This is a genomic window from Rufibacter sp. LB8, assembly GCF_014876185.1.
GTDB lineage: Bacteria > Bacteroidota > Bacteroidia > Cytophagales > Hymenobacteraceae > Nibribacter.
The window spans coordinates 3,744,205-3,771,060 of record NZ_JADALJ010000001.1; the positions used below are offsets into that span (position 1 = coordinate 3,744,205).

Annotated in this window: 24 protein-coding genes; 10 read left to right on the plus strand and 14 right to left on the minus strand. The window is 50.3% G+C overall.

Going from position 1 to position 26,856, the window contains the following annotated elements; translation table 11 throughout:
* Positions 1 to 82: 82 nt before the first annotated feature.
* The 4 genes from IMY23_RS15620 (at position 83) to IMY23_RS15635 (ending at position 3,974) form a co-directional block, all read left to right on the plus strand.
* Complete coding sequence (locus IMY23_RS15620; RefSeq protein ID WP_192822990.1) at positions 83 to 379, plus strand: GIY-YIG nuclease family protein; 297 nt, start codon at positions 83 to 85, stop codon at positions 377 to 379.
* A gap of 79 nt (positions 380 to 458) precedes the next feature.
* Positions 459 to 1,637, plus strand: coding sequence for an acetyl-CoA C-acyltransferase (locus IMY23_RS15625; RefSeq protein WP_192822991.1), 1,179 nt, complete (start codon positions 459 to 461; stop codon positions 1,635 to 1,637).
* Between the two features lie 119 nt (positions 1,638 to 1,756).
* On the plus strand, positions 1,757 to 2,053 hold the full coding sequence (locus tag IMY23_RS15630) for a GIY-YIG nuclease family protein (protein WP_192822992.1): 297 nt from the start codon (positions 1,757 to 1,759) through the stop codon (positions 2,051 to 2,053).
* A 133-nt stretch (positions 2,054 to 2,186) separates the two neighbouring features.
* Entirely contained in the window at positions 2,187 to 3,974 is a 1,788-nt protein-coding gene (locus tag IMY23_RS15635; RefSeq protein WP_192822993.1) for an acyl-CoA dehydrogenase family protein, read from the plus strand.
* Between the two features lie 131 nt (positions 3,975 to 4,105).
* Here IMY23_RS15635 and IMY23_RS15640 read toward each other — a convergent pair whose 3' ends face one another.
* Positions 4,106 to 4,702, minus strand: a complete 597-nt coding sequence (locus IMY23_RS15640; RefSeq protein ID WP_192822994.1) for a hypothetical protein — start codon at positions 4,700 to 4,702, stop codon at positions 4,106 to 4,108.
* A 70-nt stretch (positions 4,703 to 4,772) separates the two neighbouring features.
* Positions 4,773 to 6,221, minus strand: a complete 1,449-nt coding sequence (locus IMY23_RS15645; RefSeq protein ID WP_192822995.1) for a hypothetical protein — start codon at positions 6,219 to 6,221, stop codon at positions 4,773 to 4,775.
* 406 nt (positions 6,222 to 6,627) lie between these two features.
* Here IMY23_RS15645 and IMY23_RS15650 point away from each other — a divergent pair, with 406 nt between their 5' ends.
* Positions 6,628 to 6,858: a hypothetical protein gene (locus IMY23_RS15650; RefSeq protein ID WP_192822996.1), complete on the plus strand. Its 231-nt coding sequence runs from the start codon at positions 6,628 to 6,630 to the stop codon at positions 6,856 to 6,858.
* A gap of 36 nt (positions 6,859 to 6,894) precedes the next feature.
* Here IMY23_RS15650 and recG read toward each other — a convergent pair whose 3' ends face one another.
* The 6 genes from recG to mutY all read right to left on the minus strand — a co-directional run bounded on the left by recG (position 6,895) and on the right by mutY (position 14,482).
* Positions 6,895 to 8,991: an ATP-dependent DNA helicase RecG gene (gene recG / locus IMY23_RS15655; protein ID WP_192822997.1), complete on the minus strand. Its 2,097-nt coding sequence runs from the start codon at positions 8,989 to 8,991 to the stop codon at positions 6,895 to 6,897.
* Positions 8,992 to 9,510: 519 nt separating this feature from the next.
* Positions 9,511 to 10,638, minus strand: a complete 1,128-nt coding sequence (locus IMY23_RS15660) for a PD-(D/E)XK nuclease family protein (protein WP_192822998.1) — start codon at positions 10,636 to 10,638, stop codon at positions 9,511 to 9,513.
* 168 nt (positions 10,639 to 10,806) lie between these two features.
* Positions 10,807 to 11,412: a gliding motility lipoprotein GldD gene (gene gldD / locus IMY23_RS15665; RefSeq protein WP_192822999.1), complete on the minus strand. Its 606-nt coding sequence runs from the start codon at positions 11,410 to 11,412 to the stop codon at positions 10,807 to 10,809.
* Positions 11,402 to 12,754 (minus strand): transporter associated domain-containing protein, encoded by a 1,353-nt coding sequence (locus IMY23_RS15670; RefSeq protein ID WP_192823000.1) that lies wholly within the window; start codon positions 12,752 to 12,754, stop codon positions 11,402 to 11,404. The genes gldD and IMY23_RS15670 overlap by 11 nt, the downstream gene beginning before the upstream one ends.
* A 29-nt stretch (positions 12,755 to 12,783) precedes the next feature.
* Complete coding sequence (locus IMY23_RS15675; RefSeq protein WP_192823001.1) at positions 12,784 to 13,305, minus strand: single-stranded DNA-binding protein; 522 nt, start codon at positions 13,303 to 13,305, stop codon at positions 12,784 to 12,786.
* Between the two features lie 100 nt (positions 13,306 to 13,405).
* Positions 13,406 to 14,482: an A/G-specific adenine glycosylase gene (mutY, locus tag IMY23_RS15680; protein ID WP_192823002.1), complete on the minus strand. Its 1,077-nt coding sequence runs from the start codon at positions 14,480 to 14,482 to the stop codon at positions 13,406 to 13,408.
* Between the two features lie 179 nt (positions 14,483 to 14,661).
* On the opposite strand from mutY, the gene IMY23_RS15685 reads away from it, so the two are divergent.
* The 3 genes from IMY23_RS15685 (at position 14,662) to IMY23_RS15695 (ending at position 17,752) form a co-directional block, all read left to right on the plus strand.
* Entirely contained in the window at positions 14,662 to 14,967 is a 306-nt protein-coding gene (locus IMY23_RS15685) for an HU family DNA-binding protein (RefSeq protein WP_048922421.1), read from the plus strand.
* Between the two features lie 59 nt (positions 14,968 to 15,026).
* Entirely contained in the window at positions 15,027 to 15,929 is a 903-nt protein-coding gene (locus IMY23_RS15690; RefSeq protein WP_225986522.1) for a M48 family metallopeptidase, read from the plus strand.
* Between the two features lie 218 nt (positions 15,930 to 16,147).
* Positions 16,148 to 17,752 carry an Rne/Rng family ribonuclease gene (locus IMY23_RS15695; protein WP_192823003.1) on the plus strand — a complete coding sequence of 535 codons (1,605 nt, stop codon included), beginning with the start codon at positions 16,148 to 16,150 and terminating at the stop codon, positions 17,750 to 17,752.
* Positions 17,753 to 18,060: 308 nt separating this feature from the next.
* On the opposite strand, the gene IMY23_RS15700 is transcribed toward IMY23_RS15695, so the two are convergent.
* Positions 18,061 to 18,690 carry a porin family protein gene (locus IMY23_RS15700; RefSeq protein ID WP_192823004.1) on the minus strand — a complete coding sequence of 210 codons (630 nt, stop codon included), beginning with the start codon at positions 18,688 to 18,690 and terminating at the stop codon, positions 18,061 to 18,063.
* Positions 18,691 to 18,781: 91 nt separating this feature from the next.
* Between IMY23_RS15700 and gldB the strand changes: the two genes are divergently transcribed.
* Entirely contained in the window at positions 18,782 to 19,777 is a 996-nt protein-coding gene (gldB, locus tag IMY23_RS15705; protein ID WP_192823005.1) for a gliding motility lipoprotein GldB, read from the plus strand.
* Positions 19,778 to 20,189: 412 nt separating this feature from the next.
* A complete protein-coding gene (locus IMY23_RS15710; RefSeq protein WP_192823006.1) occupies positions 20,190 to 21,389 on the plus strand; it encodes a glycosyltransferase family 4 protein in 1,200 nt (399 codons plus the stop codon).
* Positions 21,390 to 21,781: 392 nt separating this feature from the next.
* Here the strand turns inward: IMY23_RS15710 and IMY23_RS15715 are convergent, their stop codons facing one another.
* The 5 genes from IMY23_RS15715 to IMY23_RS15735 form a co-directional block, all read right to left on the minus strand.
* Positions 21,782 to 23,665, minus strand: coding sequence for a gamma-glutamyltransferase family protein (locus IMY23_RS15715; protein WP_192823007.1), 1,884 nt, complete (start codon positions 23,663 to 23,665; stop codon positions 21,782 to 21,784).
* 197 nt (positions 23,666 to 23,862) lie between these two features.
* Positions 23,863 to 24,834, minus strand: coding sequence for an SUMF1/EgtB/PvdO family nonheme iron enzyme (locus tag IMY23_RS15720; RefSeq protein ID WP_192823008.1), 972 nt, complete (start codon positions 24,832 to 24,834; stop codon positions 23,863 to 23,865).
* 124 nt (positions 24,835 to 24,958) lie between these two features.
* Positions 24,959 to 25,633: an endonuclease III gene (nth, locus tag IMY23_RS15725; protein WP_192823009.1), complete on the minus strand. Its 675-nt coding sequence runs from the start codon at positions 25,631 to 25,633 to the stop codon at positions 24,959 to 24,961.
* 141 nt (positions 25,634 to 25,774) lie between these two features.
* A complete protein-coding gene (locus IMY23_RS15730; protein ID WP_192823010.1) occupies positions 25,775 to 26,005 on the minus strand; it encodes a hypothetical protein in 231 nt (76 codons plus the stop codon).
* Entirely contained in the window at positions 25,980 to 26,579 is a 600-nt protein-coding gene (locus IMY23_RS15735; RefSeq protein WP_192823011.1) for an RNA polymerase sigma factor, read from the minus strand. Before IMY23_RS15735 ends, IMY23_RS15730 begins: the two co-directional genes overlap by 26 nt.
* Positions 26,580 to 26,856 lie beyond the last annotated feature (277 nt).

The window sequence follows — 26,856 nt, forward strand, 5'->3', positions numbered from 1 at the left end:
TTAGGGAGCTACGGCAAACGGCCTTCTCTTACTCTTTGTCATCCTGAAAGGACCTTGTGGGCGAACTAGACAAGCAGAAGCTATGAAAGACCATAACTACTTTGTCTACATCATTAGTAATCCTGGTAAGACGGTTCTTTATACTGGGGTTACTAATAATTTGGAAGTTCGCTTACAGCAACACAAAGAGAATCGTGGCCAAGCAGACACTTTCGCTGGTAAGTTTTACTGTTACAAATTGTTGTACTATGAACGGTATGCCAATGTAGAACAGGCCATTGAAAGGGAAAAGGAAATAAAGTTACTAGGGCGAAAAGCGAAGGAGGAATTGATAAAGTCAATGAATCCAAAGATGAGCTTCTTGTACATAGCAAGCTGAGTTACAATTCGCCCACAAGGTCCTTTCAGGATGACAAAGTGGGGGAGGATTTTAAAGCAAAACACAAACAGAAAAGAAAATGCAAACTGCCTATATAGTTGCCGGATTCAGAAGTGCAGTGGGGAAAGCGCCCCGCGGCGTGTTCCGTTTCACCCGGCCAGATGATTTGGCCGCCGATGTCATCAAGCATTTGCTGGCATCGGTGCCACAACTAGACCCCGCCCGCGTAGATGACCTTTTGGTGGGCAACGCGGTGCCTGAGGCTGAGCAAGGGCTTCAGATGGGACGCATGATTTCCCTCCTGTCTTTGCCCATCAACGTGCCCGGTGCCATCATGAACCGTTACTGCGGGTCTGGGATTGAGACCATCGCTACCGCCGCCTTCAAAATACAAGCCGGCATGGCCGACTGTATCATTGCCGGTGGTGCCGAGTCGATGAGCATGGTGCCCGTGATTGGCTGGAAAACCGTGCCTAACTACAAGATCGCCAAGGAGCATCCAGAGTATTACCTGAGCATGGGCTTAACGGCAGAGGCCGTGGCCAATGACTTTAAAGTAAGCCGCGAAGACCAGGATGCTTTTGCCTACGCTTCGCACCAGAAAGCCATCAGAGCCATTGAAGAAGGCCGGTTCAAGGACCAGATTGTGCCCATCAATGTAGAAGAGACCTACTTGGATGAGAACGGCAAGAAGAAAACCCGCTCCTACGTGGTAGACACAGATGAAGGCCCGCGTGCTGATACCTCTGTGGAGAAACTAGCCAAGTTGCGTCCGGTATTTGCCACTAATGGTTCGGTGACGGCCGGTAACTCCTCGCAGACCTCAGACGGGGCCGCCTTCACTATTGTGATGAGTGAGCGCATGGTCAAAGAACTGAACCTGGAGCCTATTGCCCGTTTGGTGTCTTATGCCGCCGAAGGCGTGGACCCACGCATCATGGGCATGGGCCCTGTAAAAGCCATCCCGAAGGCCTTGAAAAACGCCGGCATGAGCTTGCAGGACGTGGACCTGTTTGAATTGAACGAGGCCTTCGCTTCTCAATCCATTGCGGTCATCAGAGAACTAGGCATTGACCCAGAGAAAGTTAACCCGAACGGAGGCGCCATTGCCTTGGGTCACCCGCTGGGTTGCTCCGGCGCTAAATTGAGCGTTCAGCTTTTCAATGAGCTTCGTCGTCAGAACAAGAAGTACGGAATGGTCACTGCCTGCGTAGGTGGTGGCCAAGGCGTAGCCGGTATTTATGAGTTGCTTAAATAGTATCAAGTAGCAGGTATCAGGTAGCAAGAATAAAGTTGGCTGGCAGAATCTACTAAGTTCTGCCTCCCTTCTTTGTCATCCTGAAAGGATCTCGGAGGCAAGCTAGACAAGCAGAAGCTATGAAACAGCATAATTACTTTGTCTACATCACGTCAAATCCAACAAAGACCGTTTTCTACGTGGGCATGACCAATGATTTGGACAGAAGGCTGTTTGAACACCGAGAGAATAGAGGCAAGCCAGAGACGTTTGCCGGGAAATACTACTGCTACAAACTACTTTACTATGAACGGTTTACGTACGTGCAACACGCCATAGAGACAGAAAAGGAATTGAAGCTATTAAACAGAGAAGAGAAAGTTGCTTTGGTCAAAACGATGAATCCAAAGATGGTTTTTCTGACAATAGCTGACTGAGTTACAGTTCGCCACCGAGATCCTTTCAGGATGACAAAGAAGGGATGAAGTAACAGTAGATTGACTGCCACTAGGTGAGTCAATCAGTATGAAAAGTCTAAAATCTAACTACTAGAATCTAGCACCTAACAATATGGAAACTACCAACAAAACCCTAAAAGGCGGTGAGTTCATCATCAAATCAACCAGCGCCCAGGATATTTTCATCCCAGAGGAATTCTCTGAGGAACAGCGCATGATGGCCGACATGGCCCAACAGTTTGTACACACCGAAGTACACCCGCTGGTGGAGCGTTTAGACAACCACGAAGAAGGCCTGATGGAAGGTCTTATGAAAAAGGCCGGTGATTTGGGTTTGTTCGGGGTGGCCATTCCGGAGGAGTACGGTGGGCTGAACATGGACTTCAACTCATCTTTGCTCGTGACGGAGTCGGTGGGGTCAGGGCATTCGTTCCCGGTGGCCTTTGCGGCACATACCGGTATTGGCACCTTGCCTATTTTGTACTTCGGCACCGAGGAGCAGAAAGCCAAGTATATTCCTAAACTGACCTCGGGCGAATGGGCGGCTTCTTACTGCTTGACCGAGCCCGGTTCTGGGTCAGATGCGCTGGCGGCCAAAACCAAAGCTGTCTTAGATGCCGCCGGTGAGAACTACATCCTGAACGGGGTGAAAATGTGGATCACCAACGCGGGCTTCGCCGATGTGTTCATTGTGTTCGCGCAGGTAGACGGTGACAAGTTCACGGGCTTTATTGTAGAGAAAGGCTATGAAGGTCTGAGTCTGGGTCCCGAAGAGCACAAAATGGGCATCAAAGGTTCTTCCACCCGCCAGGTGTTCCTCACAGACTGCAAAGTGCCAAAGGAAAACGTGCTGGGCCAGATTGGCAAGGGTCATTTGATCGCCTTTAACATCTTGAACATTGGCCGTATTAAGCTGGCGGCGGCGTGTTTGGGTGCCTGTAAGCAAGTAACCGACCTGTCTGTGAAGTATGCCAACGAGCGTATTCAGTTCAAGATTCCAATCTCTAAGTTCGGGGCGATTCGGCATAAATTGGCCGAGCAGGCCATTAGAATTTTTGCCGTGGAGTCTGCCTTGTACCGTTGCGGAAACGACATTCACAACAAAGAACAGGAGCTATTGGCCGCCGGAAAAGGCTATAATGAAGCGGTGCTGGAAGCGGCCCGTGAGTTCGCCGTAGAAGCTGCTATCTTGAAAGTGGACAGCTCTGAGGTGCTGGATTACGTGGTAGACGAAGGCGTGCAGATTTACGGCGGCTACGGCTTCTCGGCAGATTATCCTATGGACCGCGCGTACCGTGATGCCCGCATCAACCGCATCTTTGAAGGCACCAACGAGATTAACCGCATGCTCATTGTGGACATGGTCTTGAAAAAAGCCATGAAAGGCGAGCTGGATTTAATGGGCCCCGCCGCCGCCGTGCAGCAGGAATTGATGGCCATCCCAGACTTCGGTGACGAAGACAACAGCCTGTTCGCCGCCGAGAAAAAAGCCGTGGATAAGTTCAAGAAAGCTGTGCTCTTGACCGCCGGTACCGCCGTGCAGAAATTCATGATGACCTTAGACAAAGAGCAGGAAGTCCTGATGTACATCGCTGATATGGCCATTCAGACGTACATTGCCGAGTCTACCTTGCTGCGCGTGGAAAAACTGGTGAGCAAAAACGGCGAGGAAGCCGCCCAGCGCCAGCTAGACATGGTGCGCGTGGTCATCAATGACGCCGCTGACCGCATCAACAAAGCTGGCAAAGAAGCCCTGGCCGCCATGACCGAGCCCGGCGATGAGCAGAAACTGTTGCTGATTGGCCTCAAGCGCTTCACCAAACTGGAGCCGTACAACACCAAAGAAGCCCGCCGCAGAATTGCAGCTGAGATGATCAAGTCCAACGAGTTCGTGTACTAAGTTTTAGACACAAAACGAAAGACTGTCTCCATTTTATACTTGCGTTTTCGGGCTCATTTCCAGAAATGAGCCCGAAAACAGAAAAGCCCCGCCAATTGGTGGGGCTTTTCTGTTTTTGTGGACGAAGGGATTTACCCGCGGCGTCTTTCCAGCAGAATCATCATCATGAGGCTGAGCACAATGCGTTCCTGTTCGCCGGGTTCAAAGTCGCTTTCCTGCGTGACCGTGAATTTTCTTCCGAAGAAGGATTTCTGTTTTTTGAGCGTGGCAATGCGCGTGCCGTCTGGGCGGGTGACGGTGTAGCTGGGGTTGAAGAAGTAGCCGGTCAGCAGGTTGACTACCGGAATCTCGCTCAACAGCGCATCGCCCAGCCTGATCCAGACGTTGCCTTCGCGTATGGTGAAGTCCTGCTGCTGGTGTTGGTCATAGACCTCGTAATGCGCTTTCCACATAGAGGCCCAGCCTTTGCGGGCCACCCGGCCCACTTCTTGCCCGGCGGCGTCTCTGAAGACATAAGCCGCCGAAAAATCTATCCACTTGTTGGCCTTAATGGTGTAAAGCAGGTCAGACTGTGACTCATCTGTGAACACGTTCACTTCTTCCACCAGCTTGAACATTTTCTGGCGCACGTAGCAAACCGTGAGGCCGCCCGCGTTTTTTACGGTGAAATCATTGGCCAGCGTAGTGACCTTAAACTGGAAATCTAATGGGAAATCAAAATCTTGCATAGGTTTGTCTGTATAAGTTTGGCGGGCGTTTTCGGGCTCATTTCTGAAAACGAGCCCGAAAACGGAAATTTTATTTAAACGTGAGGCGGCTCAACCTGAGACCGGCCGATGCTTTGGAAGGGCGGGTGACGGTGATGATGGTGCGTTCGTCCAGCCAGGTGGTGAAGTCTTTGGCGTAGGCCACTTCCATGTCATTGGCTACGTTCAAACCCACGGCTTTGGGCGGTTCGGCGGCGCCGGTGAGCAGGTGCAGGGAACGGTTGTACAGATCGGTCTTGCCCTTGAGCGTCTCCAGGGTGAGCAGCTGTAGCCGGTTCCCGAACAAATTGGCCCTGTAGGAAATGCCTGAGAAGCCTTCCTGCGACGGAGCGGTCTGTTTTTTGAGAATCACGGAGTTCCAGGTGGGTTTCTGGTATTCATCATAGGCGAAGAGCAGAAGTTCACGGGCGTGGTAGGGGCTGGTCTCGCCCCCTTCGGTGAATTTCTTTTCGGCCATAATCAACGAGTGGCCCTCTGCGCTTACCAGAATGTCTGAAAGGTAAATGTCTTCCATGCGCTCTGCGCCGGTGGCCTGGTTGAGCTTCTGGGTGAAGGCGGGCGTGAACTGAAACTCATCCGCGAAGCGCATGTTGTTGATGGTGTAGTCAAACTTGACCATTTTAAGGGCCTGGTAGGTGCCGGTATTCTCTTCGGCTACAAGTACGGCGGCGTAGAGGCTGCTGTCTTGCTGCACCTTGTAAAAGGCATCTATCACGTACATTTTTACACCATTGAACACGCCGCCTACCATTACTTCCATGACCTTGATCTCATTGTCCTGGTTGTTGTAGCGGCGCACGCTCAGGCGCATGGCGTTGTCGGTGAGCAGGGTCACGTACTGGAACCCGGCATTGTCAATCATAACCCGCGCGCTCACCTGGCCCTGCGAAGTCCTGAAGTCATAGAGGCGGTCGCGCAGTTTCTGCAAAGAGGCGTCAAACACCTGGGCCTGCATGGACTGCAGCTGCTCATCTTGCGTGATGGTGTGGTAGGTGACCAGCTTAGACCCATCTTCAGAAAGGGCCACATTCAGCCGCCTGCTTTTGCTGGGGGCTTCCTGCAATTTCTTCTGTTGTACTTCTTTGCCGGTGGTGAGGTCTATCAGGCGGGCATACAGGGCCTGGCTTCCCTGGTCGGCCAGCAAGCGGTGGGTGATGACCAGGGCAGTGGTGCCGTTTACAGAGAAAGCTTCTACGGTTTCCTGCCTTAGCAGAGCAATGGGCGAAGACCATTTGGTTTTGAGGTCTGCCCCGTAACGCTCCACCGCGTAGGCATCCGCCGATTTCCGGCTTAAGATGACAAAATCAGCACCGCCCACCGGGAACGCCTTGCGCGGAATGCGCTGGTTGTAGAGGTCACCGGTGGTCTCAGGGGCGTAGGAGAATGCTACAGATTTTATCTTCTGCGCCGTGGCTGCTTGTTGGCAAAAAAGGAGGCAGAGCACGGCAAGCCATGATGTTCTAAAGAAATAGAGCCGCATAAAATTCATATTTGTACCTACCGTAAATATACGCCATGCCGCCTTAGGAACTGTTTAGCGCATGAAAGAGAATTACTAAAATAGTATTGATGAAAATGTAAATAATTAATTGCTAGCCTATTAATAAAATTGCGCCTATCTTTGCACCCGCATTGGGCAGGCTGCTAAATACCATAGCATTCTGTGTGAAAGTACTATTTACGGTCATACTGCAACTTGTGGATAAGTTTTTATGCCAGTTGCAGAACCTCAACAAAGGTTGCCCGTACATACCTAGGCTTATTGAGTTGATAAGTTCAGGTGGGGGAGAGCGGTGTGGTGGTAAGCAAAGAAATTAAAGTAAAACTATCTCTTCTAAAGCCCCTGCGCTAGAGCCTGATAGCAAGTGAAAATTAACGAGTAGTATATGAAATTTATTTTTAAGATGTTGGTGCTGGTGGGAATGATTCTGGTCGGAAAATTCTTAAAAGAAGACGCTTCAACAACAATTGTGAAACAAAACGGAGTGGCTACACAGAATATTTATTCTTTAGGAGAAAAGCCTTCTTTGCCGTTTGCACAGCCTACTAATCAAAAAAACGAACCTGTAACTAAAATAGGAAATCCTGAGAAAAACTTTACTTACTCGTTGAACTAAGAATTTTTTCCCTCTTTCAGAGGCCCTGACTTTAGTCTAACTGATCCGGCTCCAATTCACGGCGTTGGCACTCAGTGACCGAATATGCCGCAACAAGTTGGCATGCTCCGGAAGACTTAAGTCAGGGTCTTTTTCTATGATCGCCTGCGCCGCCACCCGGCTCTCTTTTAAAATGGTGGCATCTTTAGACAGATCTGCAATCAGCAAGTCCAGCACCCCGCTCTGTTGGGTGCCCATCAAGTCTCCCGGTCCGCGCAGTTTCAGGTCAATATCGGCAATCTCGAAGCCGTTGTTGGTACGCACCATGGTCTCAATGCGCGTTTTGCCTTCTTTGCTGAGTTTGTAGCCCGTCATTAAGATGCAGTAGCTTTGGTCAGCACCCCGGCCCACGCGGCCTCTTAGCTGGTGCAGCTGCGCCAATCCAAATCGTTCGGCATTTTCAATCACCATTACGCTGGCGTTTGGCACGTTCACGCCTACTTCAATTACGGTGGTGGCCACCATAATCTGCGTCTCGTGCTTCACGAAGCGCTGCATTTCGTAGTCTTTGTCGGCTGGCTTTAATCTTCCGTGTACCATGCTCACTTGGTACTCTGGGAACGCGCGGGTGATGCTCTCGTAGCCGTCCATTAGGTCTTTGTATTCCAGACCTTCAGATTCTTCAATGAGCGGGTACACAATGTAAATCTGCCGCCCCAGCTTTATCTGCTCTCTAATAAACCCGAAGACTTTCAGGCGGTTGCTGTCATAGCGGTGCACGGTGATGATCTCTTTTCTTCCGGCGGGCATTTCGTCAATCACAGAAACATCCAGGTCGCCGTACAGGGTCATGGCCAGCGTGCGGGGGATTGGCGTGGCCGTCATGACCAGCACGTGCGGAATGATGCGTGGGTTCTTCTGCCAGAGCTTGGAGCGCTGCGCCACACCAAAGCGGTGCTGTTCGTCAATGATGCAAAGCCCGAGGTTCTGATACTGCACTTCGTCTTCCAGCAGGGCGTGTGTCCCAACAATCATTTTCATTTCGCCGGAACGGAGTTGTTCGTGTAGGATTCTTCGGTCTGCTTTTTTGGTGGAGCCGGTGAGTTTGCCCAGCAGGATGCCTAGTTTCTCTGCGAAATGCTTTAAGCCTTGGTAATGTTGGTCAGCCAGAATTTCTGTGGGTGCCATGATACAGGCTTGCGCGCCGTTATCCGTAGCTAAGAGCATGGTCACGAACGCGACGATGGTTTTGCCGCTGCCCACATCGCCCTGCAACAGTCGGTTCATCTGCTTGCCCGCTATTACGTCTTGGTAAATCTCGCGCACCACGCGTTTTTGGGCGCCGGTGAGGTCAAAGGGCAGGTGGTTTTTATAGAACTCGGTGAGCGTGGGCGTTTTGCTGAAAATTTGTCCGGCCAGTTCGGCTTTGCGTTTGGTGCGGGTGCGCAGGAGCTTGAGCTGGGTGTAGAAGAGTTCCTCAAACTTGAGCCGGAACCGCGCGGCCTGCAGCGTGTCCCAGTTTTTGGGGAAATGAATCTGAATCATGGCCTCGCGCTTAGACACCAGGCGGTAGTTGTCCACCAGGTCAGGCGTGAGCGTTTCGGGTAGGTGCGTGGGCGACAGCTTGAGCAGTTCCATCATCATTTTACTGATGACTTTGCTGTCTACGCGGTGGTTCTTGAGCTTGTCGGTGGTGTGGTAAACGGGCTGCAGGTAGGTTTGCTCCACCTTTACTTCAGAGGCTTCCTCCAGGTCAGGGTGAGCCATGTTAAACCTGCCGTTGAACAAACTGGGCTTCCCGAATGCGATGTATTCCTGGTTCACCTTCAGTTGCACGTTCATCCATTTCACGCCCTTGAACCAAACCAGCTCCATCTCCCCAGACGCGTCTCTAATGATGGCACTCAAGCGTTGCTTTCGGCCTTCACCCAAGAGGTTTTTCTCTAAGATTCGACCTTTGATTTGCACGTATTGCATGTCTTCATTCAGATCCGCGATGGCGTGGAACTGCGTGCGGTCCATGTACCGGAAGGGATAGTGCTGGATGAGGTCGCCGTACGTGAAAATGCCCAGCTCCAGCTGCAGCAGGTTCGCGCGTTGGGGCCCCACGCCCTTCAGAAACTCAATTTTGGTATGGAAAAAACCGGAAGACACCTATAGCAGACGCAGCTCCGTTTTTGGCCTCGTTTCCGGAAATGAGCCCGAAAACGCCCGCCAAGCCGCTCTGTAAAATTACAGAAAAGACCTGACGCGGACTAATTTGCCCTGCAGGTTTGCCCGCTGAACTTCGACTTTAAATTTGTTGGTGTGCTCTGGCGAAATGCCGTATTTGTTCCTTTTGAAAACGCAGCTAAAAATAGAAGCTTTCGTATATAGATTATCTACTCACCAAAGAAAGGAGGGACAATCTGCGCTAGGCTAGTACGGGTTACTGGTAAGCACCTTCCACGCTGGTAAGCGTTACGCCATTGAGTGGCAATTGGAAGCCCCGGTTTAGCCGGGGCTTTTCTTTTTGGGGAGATGTATTTTCGGGCTCGTTTTGAGAAATGAGGCGGAAAGCAACTTTTTTAGTGATTAAATAAGTTAATTTAGGGTGGTGGATAAATATTCAATTGAAGTTATCCAATGTTTAACCTCACCAGATTCGCTGACTGTCAATTCAGTGCGTTAAGGCTATATTAAATTGTCTATTACAATTCCTTCTGTACGTATCTTATATTGTTCAATTCTTGCAAGAAGGTCAGTTAGTTTTTGAGCAACTGCGGCTATTTCTGCATCTGTGTCAAACTTGAAATATATCAATCTGTCATTTCTTTCAAAATTTTCGAGGGGCTGTGGCAAAAAGTCTTTGTTCTGACACATAATGTTGAAAAGATACTCTGCTGATTGGTTGTTTCTGCCGAAAAGCTGAATTTCCCAACCATTAATATCGATACATGTGTCAATTGATATAAAATATAAGTTGTTTATTTTGTAATCATGTACTAATGCTAATTTATTGTGACCTTCTCTCCTTCCATCCCAAATCCATTGTTTTTTGACTAGAGGAGCAAACTCACTTTGTGGTAAAGTCTCGTTCAATCTATATACTTGCTGATATAGTGAGTTCCTGTATGATGTAAAACCATCTGTTAATTCTTGAATTGCTTCTGAATTATTTTTAAAAAATGCCCATAAGGCTCTGTTTTCCATAGTTTTTGGAGTTAAGTTTTCTATAGTTTTCATGAAATCATTTAAATGATTGACATAACTCAAATTGTTGCTACTTAAGTGCTTGCCAATATTCTTTTTGATGTTCAAGAAAATTTGCTCGTAAGTAATATTAATGAAATTGCTGTTGTTTATTTTTTCTATATCTTCTACAGAAGTTAATTTGTTTAAAGACAAAACAATACAGATTGGTTTGCGGGAATTGTAACAATATGAATTTACAGTATTGTTATAGTCTCCCAAGTCATTATGTAAGTGATGGAAAATTTTGTTTTCAATTCCAATCGCATAATTTTCTGTTAGAATTAATAAGTCTAGCCTTTTGTCATTTATGGTTTTAATCTCCCTAAGAATTTCGACTTCTTCAAAGTCTATATCAAATTTAAAATTCTTATCAATTAGGCGGGCTAAGGAATTAATTACTAAATCTTTTAATTCATGTTCATTTTTTGGATTGAGATAGAATTTTAAAATGTTACTACAAACATTTTCATAATGTGGATACCCAGAAATCTCCATAAAAGTCCGAGTTCTTTTAATTCGTGGTATGGATTTAAAATCTAGTAAAACCTTTGTATAGTCTTTTTGCATGGTGTATTTTTAAAATGATAACTACATTAAATATTTAGATAATTTTTTCCCAATTATAAACAAAAAAAGCCGGACAGCATCCTCAAGATACCGTTCGGCTTTCACATTTCCTTTCTCGCTTTCCCGTTTTGGGCTTCATTTCCAGAAATGAGCCCGAAAACGGAAAATCTACTTCTTCACCTGGTCTGTCCAGTGCAGGGTGTTCAGTAAATGCACGATGTCTTTTTTCATATACTCAATCACGGGGGCCAGCGAGTCATTGGCGGTGGAGGTTCTGAAGTAGAGGGCGCCCCTGAAGAAATGCTTGCTGCTGTCGGTTAGGTAGAACTGGAACTGGCTGGGGACTTCGCCCTCTAGTTCAAACACGCTGGCCGTGATGCCAGTGGGCGTCTGGATCTGGCTTTCCTCAATGGCGTAGGCTTTAATCTGGTGCCGGCCGGTGAGCTTGCGCGCGTCTTCCACCAAGTCATTGAACACTTTGGGATCTTGGTTAAAGTTCTTGTAGGTAAGCTGCACGTTGGCCTTGAACTGCGGGTAATACAGGTCTATCCAGTGCGGTTCAGCCAGGCGAGAGGAATCTTTGAGCACCTTGGCGTATACTGAGTGCTCAAACGTGTACGGGTGCTTTTCTTGCAGGGGCTGGTATTTGGCCTGCGGCAGGTCAATGCGGTTGTAGCCTTTGGGCTTGGGCGTGTAGTCATCAGAGGCACAACTGGCCAAAAATAAACTGACGCAGAAGGCCGCAGCCGCAAACAGGGATTTGCTATTCTTCATTGTTGTGGTGCGGCACCGTTTCATGCACGCGTACTTGCTTTATTTTTTTACTGTCGGCGGCTTCAATCTTGAACACGTAGGGCCCTAGCGTAATCTCCTCGCCGGTATGCGGAATGCGGGAGAACAGCCGCAGCATGAGCCCCGCCACCGATTCCACTTCCTGGCGCACGTCTTTCAGAAGTTCGGCGGGTGGGTCTACAATCTTGCAGAAATCATGCAGAGAGGTGCGGCCCTCAAACAGGAACGTGTGATCATCTATACGCGTATAGTAATGGTCCTCTTCGTCGTCTAATTCGTCATGTATTTCGCCTACAATTTCCTCAATCACATCTTCCAGGGTCAATAAACCGGTGGTGTCGCCGTATTCATTTACCACAATGGCCATGTGCACGCGGCGTTCCTGGAATTCGCGGAGCAGTTCGTCAATCTTTTTGGTCTCGGGTACAAAGTACGGTGTTCTGATCAGGTTCTGCCAGACAAAATCCTGGGGCGCGGTAAGGTACGGCAACAAATCTTTCACATACAGCACCCCGTCCATTTTGTCCAGCCCATCAGTAAACACCGGAATTCTGGAATAGCCGTGCTGCTGAATCTGCTTGATAAGGGCCGGAAAAGGCAAGCGCCGCTGAAACGCCACCACTTCCACCTTGGAGCGCATGATCTGCCGAACGGTAATGGAGCTGAAATTCACGATGGCCTTCAGCAAGCCTTTTTCCTGCGGCGACATGGGCTGGTTGTTGGCGGTCTGGTCCAGACTATTGGTCAGTTCTTCGGCGGCGGTGGGTGCGCCAAAGGCGGTTCTGGTGCGCTGGGTCATGTTCCGGAGCGGCAGGAACACCGCCACAAACGGGGCGCCCAGGGTGTTGGCCATTTGGGTAATGGGGAAGAACGCCGGCTGACCGTCGGTGCCCTGATGCTTGCCCCAGGCAACAGCCATGGTCTTGACCAGCCACAAAGCAAGCGCCAGGCCGCTGGCCAACCATAACAGGTGCTGCCAATCAAATGCCTCTAAAATAGTGGTGGTGAAAAACCGATAAGCACAGAATGCCAGCAGCAAATGCAACAGACTGTTCACAAACACGCCGGCCAGTACTACCTTTTCTGGGGTTTGCAGCAAATTCTGCAGCTTGGCGCCTTCTTTGGTGCCCAAGGGTTTGTCTTGGTAGGGTGCTAAAAAGCGCTGGAACGAGGCCATGGCGGCCGTAAGCAGGAAAATGGAAATGAAAAGCAGGCCCGCCACGGCCAGCAGGCCATACGCTTGGGACTGATTGCTTTCAGTGAGGGTGAAAAGAAGCGGAGAGCCCCAACTGGAGGGCTCTCCTAAGGGAGGTATACTTTCCAAAGTATAAGCGTTAGTTCAACAAATAGGGATTAGAACGGCAGATCGTCGGGCTCAGCGTCATAAGAAGAAGAGGCCGAAGCTCTGCCGCCGCTGGTTTCTTTGGCCGCCCCGCCACCGCTGTTGCCACCGTTGCTAGCCGACATGTTACCACCGCCGCCGCTGTTAGAAGATTCATTGCTGTAGCTTCCGCCACCGCCGCCGTTTTGGGACCCGCCTTCGTTGCGGCTGCCCAGCATGGTCATGTTGTCGGCCACAATCTCGGTGCTGTAGCGCTGCACGCCTTCTTTGTCCTGGTAGCTGTTGGTCCTGATCTTGCCCTCAATGTACACCGACTGGCCTTTTTTAAGGTATTTCTCAGACACCTCTGCTAGGCCGCGCCACAACACTATGTTATGCCATTCTGTACGCTCCTGGCGCTCGCCGTTCTTGTCTTTGAAGGTCTCAGAAGTAGCCAACGGGAAGCGGGCCACAGCCACACCACCTTCTAAATGACGCACTTCGGGGTCTTTGCCCAGGTTGCCAATCAAGATTACTTTGTTAATGCTTGCCATAGGGTTTATAAAGGGGGTACAAACTTATTTATCAGGAGCTACCTTGAATTCTTGCCTTCGCGCCGCGAAATCAGACTTCAAATATGCTCTTACAATATAACTAAAAAAAGCGTTCTCTCAAAAAAGAATCAATAAGCACCGGCTTGGGCAAGGCCTCTATCTGGTCCAGTGAATATAGCTGCAAGCCTATGTTCTCTAGCTGCTCCTCCCTTAAACGGCTGGGCAACGAAACCAGATAAAATTGCGCGAAGATTTTTTGATGGCTCAGCACATGCTTGTACACTTTGCCGGTGCTCACCAGCGTGGTAGCAGGTTCTGCAAGCAAATGCCCGGCCTGTTGCTGCAAGGTTTCTGGCGGCAAAGCCCTGGTCTCGGTTTCTAAGCTATAAAAATCATAGAGGCTCTGCCAGATGTCGTTGCCCGGGCGTTTGCGCAGATAAAGGCCGTTTTCATGCTGAAGTACCAGGTAATGGAAAAACCGTTCGCGGCTGCTTTTGGCCTTCTCTTTCACGGGTAGCACGTTCACCAAGCCATGCTGAAACGCATAGCACGTCTGCTGCAGCGGGCAGAAAAGGCAATCTGGGGCTACCGGCGTGCACTGAATAGCCCCAAACTCCATAATGGCCTGGTTAAAGGTGTCTGGTTCTGCGGCCGGAATCAAGTCATTGGCCAGTTGCTCAAACACTTTTTTGCTGGCAGGGGCTGCAATGTTTTCGTGCCTGCCGAAGACCCGGGCCAAGACCCGGTACACGTTGCCGTCCAGCACGGCCACGGGTTCTCTGTAAGCAAAAGATGCAATGGCCGCCGCGGTATAACTGCCTACGCCCTTGAGCTGTAACAGACCCTGGTATGATTCAGGAAACCGCCCCCCAAATTCAGTCACTACTTGTTTGGCCGTGAAGTGCAGGTTGCGGGCCCGCGAGTAATACCCAAGGCCTTGCCACAGGCGCAATACTTCGTCTTCTGGGGCGTTAGCTAAAGCGTGGACCGTGGGGTAACTCTCTATGAATCTGAGGTAATACGGCAAGCCCTGGCGCACGCGCGTCTGCTGCAGGATCACCTCAGACAGCCAGATGGCGTAAGGGTCTGTGGTTTCGCGCCAGGGCAAAGGGCGGCGGTGGCGGTGGTACCAGGCAATAAGCGTTTGGCTGAAAAAAGAAGGCGAGGCTGCGGCCATGCAAGGGGTTTAACGTGTTGGTTTGCTGCTATTACGCTGTGGCAAGTTCAACAGATTTTTAAATAAATAGTTTTTCTAACCAAAAAAGGCCCTTACCTTTGTGCCCCCGTTTGAGGGGTGCCGTAGCAATGCGGTAAAGACAAGACAAAATTACTCAATTACTTAAAATCAGTTAAAAAGTGACTAAAGCAGAAGTTATATCAGAGATTGCGGATAAGACAGGGATTGAGAAATCTGACGTTGCGGCTACAGTAGAGGCATTCTTCAAAGTAGTGAAGGATTCTATGGCCGATGGTAATAACATCTACGTGCGTGGCTTTGGAAGCTTTGTGAACAAGAAGCGCGCTAAAAAAGTGGCCCGTAACATTTCCAAAAACACCTCTATCATCATTGACGAGCACTTTATTCCTAGCTTCAAGCCTTCTAAGACGTTTGTAGCCAAAATCAAGAACAGCAAGAAGATCAAAGAAGCCGTAGTTTCCTAGTTTTTAGTATCTTTACCCCCTAACTCATTGTTTTATAATTATTTCCGGTCAAGTAGCGTATGTCAAAAGGTAAGATAGCCCTGGTTGTAACGGCTGTGGTGCTCGTCGTGCTCATGGCGCTGTTGCCCAAAGTAATCATCAACAAAGAGAAAGGGGCCGGTGAATTTGCCGCAGCCGGCGCAACTGCCACTCCTGACGCGTCAGACCATGACCCCAACCATCCGGGCCATGAGGACCACGCCACAGAGGCAGCTGCCCCAGCAAACGCAAACCCCGCCAACGCCCACATTGTAGCCAGCCCCGCGCAGTTGAAAGAAATTGCTGACATGCGGGCCAAGTTCAACCGGGAGGCCAACAGCCAGGCCAAAGCCAAACTAGCTGATGAACTGGCGCAGAAATACGCGGCCATTGCCAAGCATGACAGCGCCGGGTACTTCTACGAGCAGGTGGCCCAGGTAAAGCCAGGTGAGCAGAGTTTCAGGAAAGCAGCCGACCAGTACTTTGAGGCGTTCACCTTTGCGGCAACGCAGGAGCGATCTGCCCAATTAAGCCAGAAAGCCCAGAGCCTGTACCAACAGGTCCTGAAAAACAACCCGGCCAACCTGAACGCCAAAACCAACCTGGCCATGACCTACATTGCCGGCCCAACGCCCATGCAGGGCATCACGCTGCTGCGCGAAGTGCTAGCCGCTGACCCTAAAAATGAGAAGGCCATTTTCAACCTGGGGGTTTTGTCTATGCAGTCCAACCAATATGAGCGGGCGGTAGAGCGTTTCAGGGAGTTATTGGCCGTGAACCCCAACCACGTAGACGGTACGTTCTACCTGGGTGTGTCATTGGCCGAGACCGGCAAAAAGCAAGAAGCGCAGAAAGCGTTTCTGAAAGTAAAGGAACTGAGCAAAGAGCCCGAGGTATTGGCATCTGTAGACAGTTACCTGCAACGCCTCAACAGCGCCGAGTAAACAAGAGTCAAAATATTTTCAACCATAAAAAATCAATACTATGCCTTGCGGTAAAAAAAGAAAAAGACATAAGATTGCTACTCACAAGAGAAAGAAGCGTCTTAGAAAGAATAGACATAAGAAAAAATAGGCATTCGCTTATTTAACTACTAGCCCACATTGCCGCCTTGCGGTGATGCTGGGCTTTGGTATATTCTTCTAACTTAGACACTAAGACATTGAGTAACGAATTAATTATTAATTCTACTCAAGATGGAGAACGAATAGCCCTTCTGCAGGACAAGCGCCTGGTAGAGTATCACTTTGATAGAAATGATACCAACTACTCTGTAGGAGACATTTTTCTGGGAACCGTGAAGAAAGTGATGCCCGGTCTGAACGCAGCGTTCATTGACATTGGCTACACCAAAGACGCGTTCCTGCACTACCATGATTTAGGGGAGAACATCAAGACTCTCAATAAATACGTGAAAGCGGTGCAGACCCAGAAAAACACGTCTACCAAGCTAACCGGCCAGAAGTTTGAACCCGAGATAGACAAGTTGGGCAAAATGGCTGATGTCCTTAAAAAAGGGCAGCAGATCTTGGTCCAGATTGTAAAGGAGCCAATCTCCACCAAAGGGCCCCGGCTCTCTTGTGAGATTTCTCTGGCAGGCCGCTACCTGGTGCTGGTGCCATTTTCTAACACGGTAAGCGTGTCTAAGAAAATAGTGAGCAAAGAAGAGCGTACGCGTCTAAAGCGCCTCATTATGTCCATTAAACCGGAAAATTTTGGGGTGATCATCCGTACCGTGGCCGAAGGCCGCGAAGTGGCGGAACTAGACAAGGACCTCCGCGGCATGTTGGCTACCTGGGAAGAAGGCATCACCAAATTGCGCACCGCCAAGGAGCGCGACAAGGTAATTGGGGAGCTAGGCCGCTCCTCCTCCATGTTGAGAGACATATTGAATGAAAGTTTTGACAGCATTGTGGTGGATGACGCCAAATTACATGACGAAATCAAGACTTACATTGAGACCATTGCCCCAGACAAGCTGAAGATTCTGAAGCATTACTCGGGCAAAGTCAAGACCTTTGAACACTTTAACATTGAAAAGCAGCTGAAATCCCTGTTCGGGAAGACAGTGAGCATCCCGGGCGGCGGGTATCTGGTGATAGAACACACAGAGGCGCTGCACGTGGTAGATGTAAACAGCGGGAACAAATCCAACTCCGAGACGGACCAGGAAGCCACCGCTTTGAATGTGAACCTTACCGCGGCAAAAGAGGTAGCGCGTCAGTTGCGCCTCCGGGACCTGGGCGGGATCATTGTGATTGACTTCATTGACATGAAATCTGCCGAGAACCGCCAGAAAGTGTTTGATGTAGTCAAAGACGAGATGAAGAAAGACCGGTCTAAGTACACCGTGCTGCCCATCTCCAAGTTTGGTTTGTGCCAAATCACCCGCCAGCGCGTACGGCCTGAGCAGAACATTGTAACCGGCGAAGTTTGCCCCACCTGCCAAGGCAGCGGTAAAATCTCAGCCAGTATTTTGGTCACCGATGACATAGATCAGACCATTGAAGATCTATTGACGCGGCAAAACCAGAAAAACATTAGCTTGTACGTGCACCCGTTCCTGCACGCGTACTACACCAAGGGCTTCATCTCCAAACAGCGGAGGTGGTTTTTGAAGTACATGAAGTGGGTGAACATTGTCAAAGACACGTCTTTGGCCCTCACAGACTTTAAAGTGATGGACGAACACGGCGACGAGATAGAATTGAAATCGGCGTATTCAGAAGTGAATGGTCTCCAGGACCGCGCCGTAGAAGCAGAATAGCCCCGGCTGTTCAAATGAACATAAAAAGAGCCCCGCCTGTAAAAGCGGGGCTCTTTCTTTTTCCTTATTTTCCGTTTTCGGCTCCGTTTCCAGAAATGAGCCCTAAAACGGAAAGCAATTTTACCTTATCTGCCGCAAGTTTAGCGCGAGCGTAACTTGTGGCTGCACACGTTGTAAGTTTATAAACTTACATTCGTTTATAAGCTCACCAGATTTAAAACCACAAGTTACGCTATAGCTAAACTTGCGGCAGAAAAACATATTCCTGTTTTCGGCTCCGTTTTCAGAAATGAGCCCCAAAACGGGAATTAAAACTTAATCCCTAAATCAAGGGAAAAGCCGCTGTTCTTGATTTCTACGTTGCTGTTGCCTTTGCTCAGGTTGTCGTCCACGTTGGTGAGGCCGTGGTGATACGAAAGACCGCCAAAGATTTTTGTGCTGGGGCCCATCTGCAGTTCGGCGCCGGCACCTAGCAAGGCTCCAAACTCAAACAGATTGAATTGCTTGGTGTACTTGTCGCCTTCTGCGTCTGCTTTCTCTCCATCAATGCGGGCACCCACTAAAGTGTTCAAAGAACCACCCGCCATGAAATATACGCGCGTGTCGGTGGCTATCTCGTTGGTATATAGTTTCAGGGCCAGCGGAATCTCAATGTAATGCAGGCCAACTTCCTGTTCCATCTTGCCAGCGCCATCTGGCTGCACAGAGATGCTTCCGCCTTTGGAGTTGAACAACAAGCCAGAACTGAACGCATAATTGGTCCCGAAGAAATAATCTGCCACCACGCCAAAGCCAATGCCTACTTTGGAGCCTTCGCTCTGGAGGTTGAAAGCAGCCGGGGCAGAGGTGCGCAGGTACGTGAGGGACGGGCTGACCTTCAAGCCTATTTCTATTTGGGCGGCAGCTTTCTGGGAAAATAAAAATAAAAGGGCGGCCATACAAAATAGGGCGCGGACAGAGATCGTCTTCATAGGTAGAGAGGTATTGGTGAATGTTGAGTAGTTTTGGGTAAAGATAACTTAAGAATTCATGCGAGGATATAGTTGGTTGTGTTTTACGCTTTTGGTGCTTTTTGGGTGCCAGAAAGAATCTGCCTGTGACATGGCCCCCGAAGTGCAGAAAGTACCGGTAGAAGTCACGGTGGAGCGTCTGGAGAAGGACTTCTTCCAAATAAAAGATGCCGCGCAGATGCAGGCGTTCCTGCAAAAGAACCCTTTGTTCGCCGATAAGTTTCTGCAGCGCGCCGGCTACCCGTCAGAAGAGATCCTGACGCAGAGCCTGCTCAAACTGGCCACTGATACCAGCATCGCCAAGCTGGCGCGGGAGTCAGACGCCACGTTCAAAGACCTGAAAGATGTGGAGCAGGAGCTGGAGAATGCGTTCAAGCACGTGAAATACTATTACCCCAAGTTCCACGTGCCACCCGTGAAAACGTTCATCACCGGCCTCAGCCGTGATCTGTACGTGGGCGACAGTCTGATTGTGCTGGGTTTGGATTTTTTCATCGGGAAGAAAGCCTCATATCGGCCGCAGGCGCCGCAGTACATTTTGAACCGCTATGAGAAACCCACCATGGTGCCCGCCGCCATGCTGTTGGTCTCCAATAAATTCAACAAGACAGATTTCCTGAACAAAGAAATGCTGGACGAAATGATTGACTACGGCAAGTCATACTACTTCGTGGAAAAAGTGATGCCCTGCACGCCAGATTCTTTGATTATTGGGTTCACCGGCCAGCAACTAGCAGACGTGCAGTACAACGAAGGCAAAATCTGGGGCCACTTCATTGAGAAAGGCCTGCTCTACGAAACCGGCCAGTTCACCATCAGGAAATACATTGGCGAGCGCCCCACTGTGCCCGAGATCAGTGAACGTTGTCCCGGCCGCATTGGCACCTGGGTGGGCTGGCAGATTGTGCGCACCTACATGGAAAACAACCCAGACGTCACGCTGCAGCAACTCATGGAAGAGAAAAACGCCCGCAAGATTCTGGAGCATTCCAAATACAAACCGAAGAAAAAGTAGTGGGTATCAGGTAGCAGGTAGCAAGTATCAGGTAGCAAGTATCAAGTAGCAGGTATCAGGTAGCAAGAATTCCTATTTAGGTGCTACTGCTACCTTTAATTCATGCCCAGGCTTTCTCTATAGAAGTCAATAGCCCCTGGCTTTGGCCAGGGGTAACCCATAGTAGTGTGAACGGCTTTAGCCAAATTTATTTTTGGCTAAAGCCCCGAAATGTTGCTAGCTGAGCCCTGGCTGAAGCCAAGACCTATTCATTAGGAATGTTTGCATACAGCGGTGCACAGAGCTACTACATCTCTAGTAAAACAAAGGCCAGGAAGCTGAAAATCTGAGCACAACTTTATTTTTAAGGCGCGTTTTAGGGCTCATTTCTGAAATTGAGCCCTAAAACGGAAATCCCCGTTCAAAAGCATCTATGCACATCGCGCTGTTTCACCAGTACCACCATAACCCTGACTGTGCGGCCACGTGCCGGCATTACACGTTTATGGCAGAACTGGTAAAGCGCCACCAGATCACACTCATCACCTCCAACGCCTGGGAAAGCAAACGCCTCACGCAGTTGTATGATTGGGTGCCGCCCGGCGTGGAACTGGTTTCGGTGCCCGTGCCGTACCACAACAAAATGGGGATTGGGCAGCGCGTGAAAGCCTTCGGGGAGTTTGCCGTGAAAGCCTTACTGGCCGGCCGTAAAATTGCTAAGCCCGATGTGATCTGGGGCGTCTCTACACCGTTGACCACGGCCTGGGCCGCCGCCCGTGTAGCCAAGTACCACCAGGTGCCCTGGGTGTTTGAGGTGCAGGATTTGTGGCCATCGTTCCCCATCCAAATGGGCGCGGTCCCTTTCAAGCCGGCGCAGAAACTTCTCTATCATCTGGAGAAGAGCCTGTACCAAAGCGCGGCGCATATCATTCCGTTATCAATGGGCATGGAGCAGTACATTTCTAGTCTGGGAATTCCGGCTCAGAAAATGACCACCTTGGTCAACGGCACCGAGGTTCCTGAAAGGCCACTGTCTTTTACTGAACGGGAAGCCTTACGGGAAAAGCTGGGCTTGGCCGGAAAACAAGTGGTGCTGTATGCCGGAACCTATGGCCGGGCGAATGATATTCCCATGCTGGTACAGGCCGCAGAATTACTACAGAATCATCCGCAGATTCACTTCGTGTTTGCCGGGCAGGGGTTTGACGAGCCTTTGTTGCAAAGCGCGGCGCAGAAACAGCAGAACATTCTTATGCTTCCGCCGCAGCCGCGCCACCAGATGCTTGAGTTGTTTTCCATGGCCGCGGTCTCCCTGGTTTCCTTTATAGATTTGCCAGTGTTAGCCGCTAACTCGCCTGGTAAATTGTTTGACAGCCTGGCCGCCGGAACACCCGTAGTGGTCACCAACCCCGGCTGGACCAAAGACTTGGTGGAAACCCACCATTGCGGCTGGTACTCACCCGCTGGAAATGCTGAGGCTTTGGCCAATTCCTTATTAATGCGATTACAAAACCAGGCTGAACTAGAAACTATGCGTGAAAATGCGCACTCTGTGGCTCAGGAGCAATTTGACCGTTTGCAGATGGTGCCCAAGTTGGAGAGGATCTTTACCGAGGCGGTGAGTAGGAAATAAGGTATTCCTGAAAATAATGTGGCCTTGCAGATAAAGTACGGAAAGGTCGCGACCTGGCCACCACGCATTCCTGATCTTGGCATTCCAGATTCACGCATTGCCATTGAGGGCGTTCACTTGGTTACTCCAGGGCAAACAGATTGCTTGGGCCACCGTTCAGGACAGGTCGCGACCTGTCCGTACATGTAGCCGTTAGCTGGATCGCGTCAAAATATGTTGCCCAATAATCTGCAGCGTAACTGTGCTGGCTGTCTTACTCTTTCATCAAACCCTCCAGAATTAGAGAATTGTTTCCTTTTGAGGCAAGTCAAATAGCCTCTGAGTGGTCATCCAATAAGTTTATATTTCCTGTTTTCGGGCTCATTTCTGGAAATGAGCCCGAAAACAGATTTTTACCAGCCAATACCGTAGTCCTCGCCGTGGTTGCTGGAGCCGCCCCAGAGGCTGCCGTGTTTCCAGTCAAAGTAAATGGCGTTGATGGGGCCACTGGTGCGGTCCTCAAAGCTGAGGGTGTAGCCCATTTTCACCAGGTCATCCCGCACAGTTTGAGCAGTGTTCTTGTTCAGGAGAATGTGGCCGGGTTTGGGTTGTCGGTCTTCGGTCTTGGTGCCGCCCAGCGAAAGCCAGAGTTGGTTGGTGTTGATGTTGGCGGCCTCAGACGCCTGCTGCACGGTCATGCCAAAGTCTACCACATTCACCAGGAACTGAATCAGGTTCTGCTCCTGCGTGTCGCCGCCCTGCACCGCGAAGGACAGGAACGGTTTCCCGTCTTTCAGGGCCATGGAAGGGGTGAGCGTGACTCTGGGGCGTTTGCCGGGTGCCACCACGTTGAAGGGGTTCAATTGCTCGTCTAGCACAAAGCTCTGCATGCGCTGGCTCATGCCAATGCCCGTATTACCGGCAATGACGGCGGGCAGCCAACCGCCACTGGGCGTGATAGACACCACCCAGCCATCTTTGTCGGCGGCCTCCACGGTGGTGGTGCCCAGCCAGAGGCGTTCCTGGTAGTCTACCATGGAAGATCCGTTTCTTATGTCATGTGACGGTGCGAAGTTCCTTCTGGTGGTGTCCATCTCGTAGCCGCGGGTTTTGAGCAGCTGCAGGTAGGGGTTTTTCTTGCCTTCAAACGGATACGGGTCACCGGGGCCAATCTTGGGGTTGTTCTTGTCGGCCATAATCAGGCTGGCACGTTGCTTGGCGTACTCCTTGCTCAGCAGCCCTTTCATGGGTTCCTCAGGTCCGAAATACGAATCGCCGTAATAGAAATCCCTATCGGCGAAAGCCAAACTCATGCTTTGGTAGAGCGTGTGGATGTACTTTGTGCTGTTGTAACCCATGCCTTTCAGGTCGAAGTTCTCCAGAATGTTGAGCGCCTGCAGCATCATGGGGCCTTGGGTCCATTGCTGGAGTTTGTACACGTCCACGCCGCGGTAATTGGTTTTGAGCGGTTCTTCTTCCAGCGGTTTCCATTTGGCCAGGTCTTCCATGGTGATTAACCCGCCTTGCTCTTTGCTGCCGCGCACAAACTCCTGGGCGATGTCGCCTTTGTAGAAACGGTCATAGGCTGCCATGATGGCTTCTTTGCGGGATTTGCCTTTCTTGAGCGCGGCCTTTTCAGCTTCTACCAGTTTAGTCAAGGTCTGTAGCAAGTCTTTCTGCACGAAGATTTCGCCGGCTTCCGGGGCCTCGCGTTTCTCGCCGGGGTGCGTGAGGAAGACTTTCTTGCTGTAGGGCCACTCTTTCAGACGATCTTTGTGGCGTTCAATGCTGTTGGCGGTCTGGGCTTCCATGGGGTACCCCGCCGCCAGTTGCAAGGCCGGGGCCAACACCTCCTCCAAACTCATGGTGCCGTAGTTGGCCAGCATGTGCATAATGCCGCCCGCCGTGCCCGGCGTGGTAGCGGCCAACGGACCATATTCCGGCGGAAAACTGTAGCCTTTGCTTTTGAAGAACTCGGGCGTAGCGCCGGTGGGCGCCACGCCCATGGCGTTGATGGCGATGACTTTCTTGGTCTTCGGGTTGTAAATCAAAGCCTGCGTCTCGCCGCCCCAACTGAGCACGTCCCACATGGTGCAGGTGGCCGCCAGCATAGCGCAGGCCGCGTCTATGGCATTGCCGCCCTTCTGGAACGTGATGGCCCCCGCCGTGGCCGCCAACGGTTTTCCGGTAATCGCCATCCAGTTCTTGCCATGCAACGGCGGTTTTTGGGTCTGCTGGGCTAGGACGGGAAAGAGGGCGGAAAATGAGAAAAAAAGTATGGGTAGAAGTCTTTTCATGGATTTTGAAGAATAAGAGGTCTGTAAGCACAAAGAAATACCTAAAGCCAGAACCAGCAGGAATTGTTGCCAAAACCCCAAACAAAACCGCCGAACAGTCTCTCTAAGATACTATTCGGCGGTGCCAAAACAAACTGTTCCAGGTTTCCTGTTTTAGGCCTCATTTCCAGTAACGAGCCCTAAAACGGAAAGCCATCTTACTTCTTTTTCACATGCACCACGGCCACGCACCTGAAACCAAGCCAATCGGTGGGCGCGTCATAGGTGAAGTCCCGGCTAATAGAGATTTCTGCGAGGCTGTGTTTGAACGTGCCGCCTTTGGCCAAGCCTTTAGTAGCCGTCATCTCGGCCACGTTGCCAATCATGTTGTACAGTCCAAGAGCATTCGCCGGATTGTACCGAACGTCCTCCGGCCCCAGGCTTTTCTCTGACAAGCAGCTGAACCCGGGCGCATCTGTGGTAAAGTAGAAATCCTCCAGCACATTGAATTCCATGGCGTGGGCCACAGCACCTTTTGGGGGCGAAATGCCCAAAGAATCTATACAGTTCACAAGGGAGCTAACCACCGCGGGCGTTTGTGCAGGGCCTTTGCTGGGTCTTGCCATGCCATAAGGATAGACTTTGGGGTTTAAGCCAGCCGTGGCGGCAAATTCCCATTCTTCTTTGGTAGGCAAACGGTATTCTACGGTAATGTCATAGCCTTTGAGCTCCTTGCTTTTTTTGATGACGCCTTTCCGGTAGCCTTTATTGACAAGCGCACTGCGCCACTGGCAATAGGCCACCGCCTGTTCATAGGTCACACCTACCACCGGGTAAAACCTGAAAGCTGGATTCCGAAGATAATACGGGTTGGCTAAGTTAAGCTGCGGGAAGGAATTCTGCCACACCGTGGAATCTGGCAATTGTGATTGGTAATAAGCCGCGCTGGAATCTTTCTTGACATAGTACAGATATTCCAGGTAGCTGACATTGTCCATTTCCCTGACATCTATGTAAATGCTATCACGCAAGTGCGCCACGCCCGGCGGCGTGAACTTTTGGTAGATAGTACCACTATTCGCCTCTTTTTTGGTCTGGCCCTGTGCCAGGAAAGGCAATACCAACAGACAACAGATAAACAGGCGAAGGCGTGACGTACCAAGAAGGCCTGCGGGGGAGACAGAAAACATAACTGAGTGGAACGTTAGGAGTAAAATTGAATTTGGAATATAAGGTATTAAAAATAAGTCAAGCTACGTGCTCCAGGGTTCCTGTTTTCTGGCTCATTTCCAGAAACGGGGCCGAAAACGGGAATTACAGTTTGTTCTGCGGGTCGTCTGGTTTGTTGGGCCAGTTCTTCTCAAAGTAGGCGCAGAAATGGGTGAGGGGACAACGTTCGCACTGCGGCGTGCGGGCCAGGCAGATGTAGCGGCCGTGCAAGATCAACCAGTGGTGGGCTTTGGGCACCAAATCTGTGGGAATGTGCTGGAGCAGTTCGCGTTCTACTTCCAGCGGGGTTCTGGCTTTGGCGCTCACCAACCCCAATCGTTTTGACACCCGGAATACGTGCGTGTCCACGGCCATGGCGGGCATGTTGAAAATAACCGAGGCAATTACGTTTGCGGTCTTCCGGCCTACGCCGGGTAACAGCTGCAGTTCCTCAATGGTGCTGGGCACCTCGCCCCCAAACCGTTCTACCAGCATTCTGGCCAAACCAGCCAGATGTTTGGCTTTGTTGTTGGGGTACGAAATGCTTTTGATGTAAGGGAAAATGTGTTCGGCGGTAGCCGTGGCTAGTATTTCTGGAGAAGGGAAGGCATCAAACAGCGGCACCGTGACCAGGTTCACTCGTTTGTCGGTGCACTGGGCGCTGAGCACCACGGCAATAAGCAGTTCATACGGGTTGCGGTACGCCAACTCAGTCTCCGGTTCTGGGAAGTTCTGGGTGAAGTAGGAGATTAAGTGCCGGTACCGTTCCTGTTTGCGCATTGTCTATAAAATTGCTTGGGTAAATTTAGCTAATTTGTCTGTACAAGAGACAGCCAAAAACCATCACCAGAACAGACGAAGCATAAAAAAAAAGCCCCAGATGCAAATCTGGGGCTTTTGTGATGTTGAATGCCAGTTCTTTTACAACGGCGAACTCACACTCTTGGAGTAACGGATGATAGCATCTGTGGCCCGACGGTGGGGTTGCACGTAGGCTTCGGCCAGGTGGCACTGGGTGAGAAGCAGGTCTGCACAGGACTCCGCCAAGTCATGGTCCGCCAGCATGGCGTGTTCCAGGTGTTGGCGCTGCTGCGTGGGCAGTTCATTGTAGAGGTACTGTACTAGATCATTCTGAGTAAAGGTTTTGATCATAGGCTTTGGTATCAAGGGACATTTTTTTCCGCAAGTTGATTAATGCGTATCTCATTCTGCCCAATGCCGTGTTAATACTAACTCCGGTAGCCTCTGCAATTTCCTGAAAACTCATGTCAGCGTAGTGGCGCATGATGAGCACCTCTTTCTGGGCCGGCGGCAACAGCTGAATCAGCTCCCGCAGGCGCGCATGGGTTTCTTCCTTGATCCGCACAGATTCCACTGATTCCTCAGAGAAGCTTAGTGTGTTAAACACGTTGCTGCCGTCTTCCAAGGTGATCATAGGGCTGCGCTTCTCCCGCCGGAAGTAGTCAATAGCCAGGTTATGGGCGATACGGCAGATCCAGGATGAAAATTTTCCTTCTTCGTTGTAACGGCCGCTTTTCATAGTGTGAATAGCCTTGATGAAGGTTTCCTGCAAGAGGTCCTCCGCGGTATAGGTATCCTTTACTATTAACAGAATGGTGGTGTACACCTTGCTTTTATGGCGGTGCACCAATTCCTCAAACGCACTCTCGTTACCTGCAATGTACGACGATATTAACGCCGAATCGCTGAGCTGTACTGTGTTCATCTAAATCTACATGAAAGGTAACGTAGAGGTTTAAGCCATATTGTGAGGTTAGTATGAAATGATGTAATTCTATCTGTACCAAATATAGAAAGCGGAAAACACTTTTGCAACGGTTGCTGTAACTACAGAAAAATATTTTTCGTTTTGGGGCTCATTTCCAGAAATGAGCCCCAAAACAGCCTGTTCGGTAGTTGGGTGACTAGCAGAATTTCAATCTGTTAGGCGCCATGGGCCGCTGTTTATCTGGGGCATACGTCTACCAATGTCTTTTGCCGCA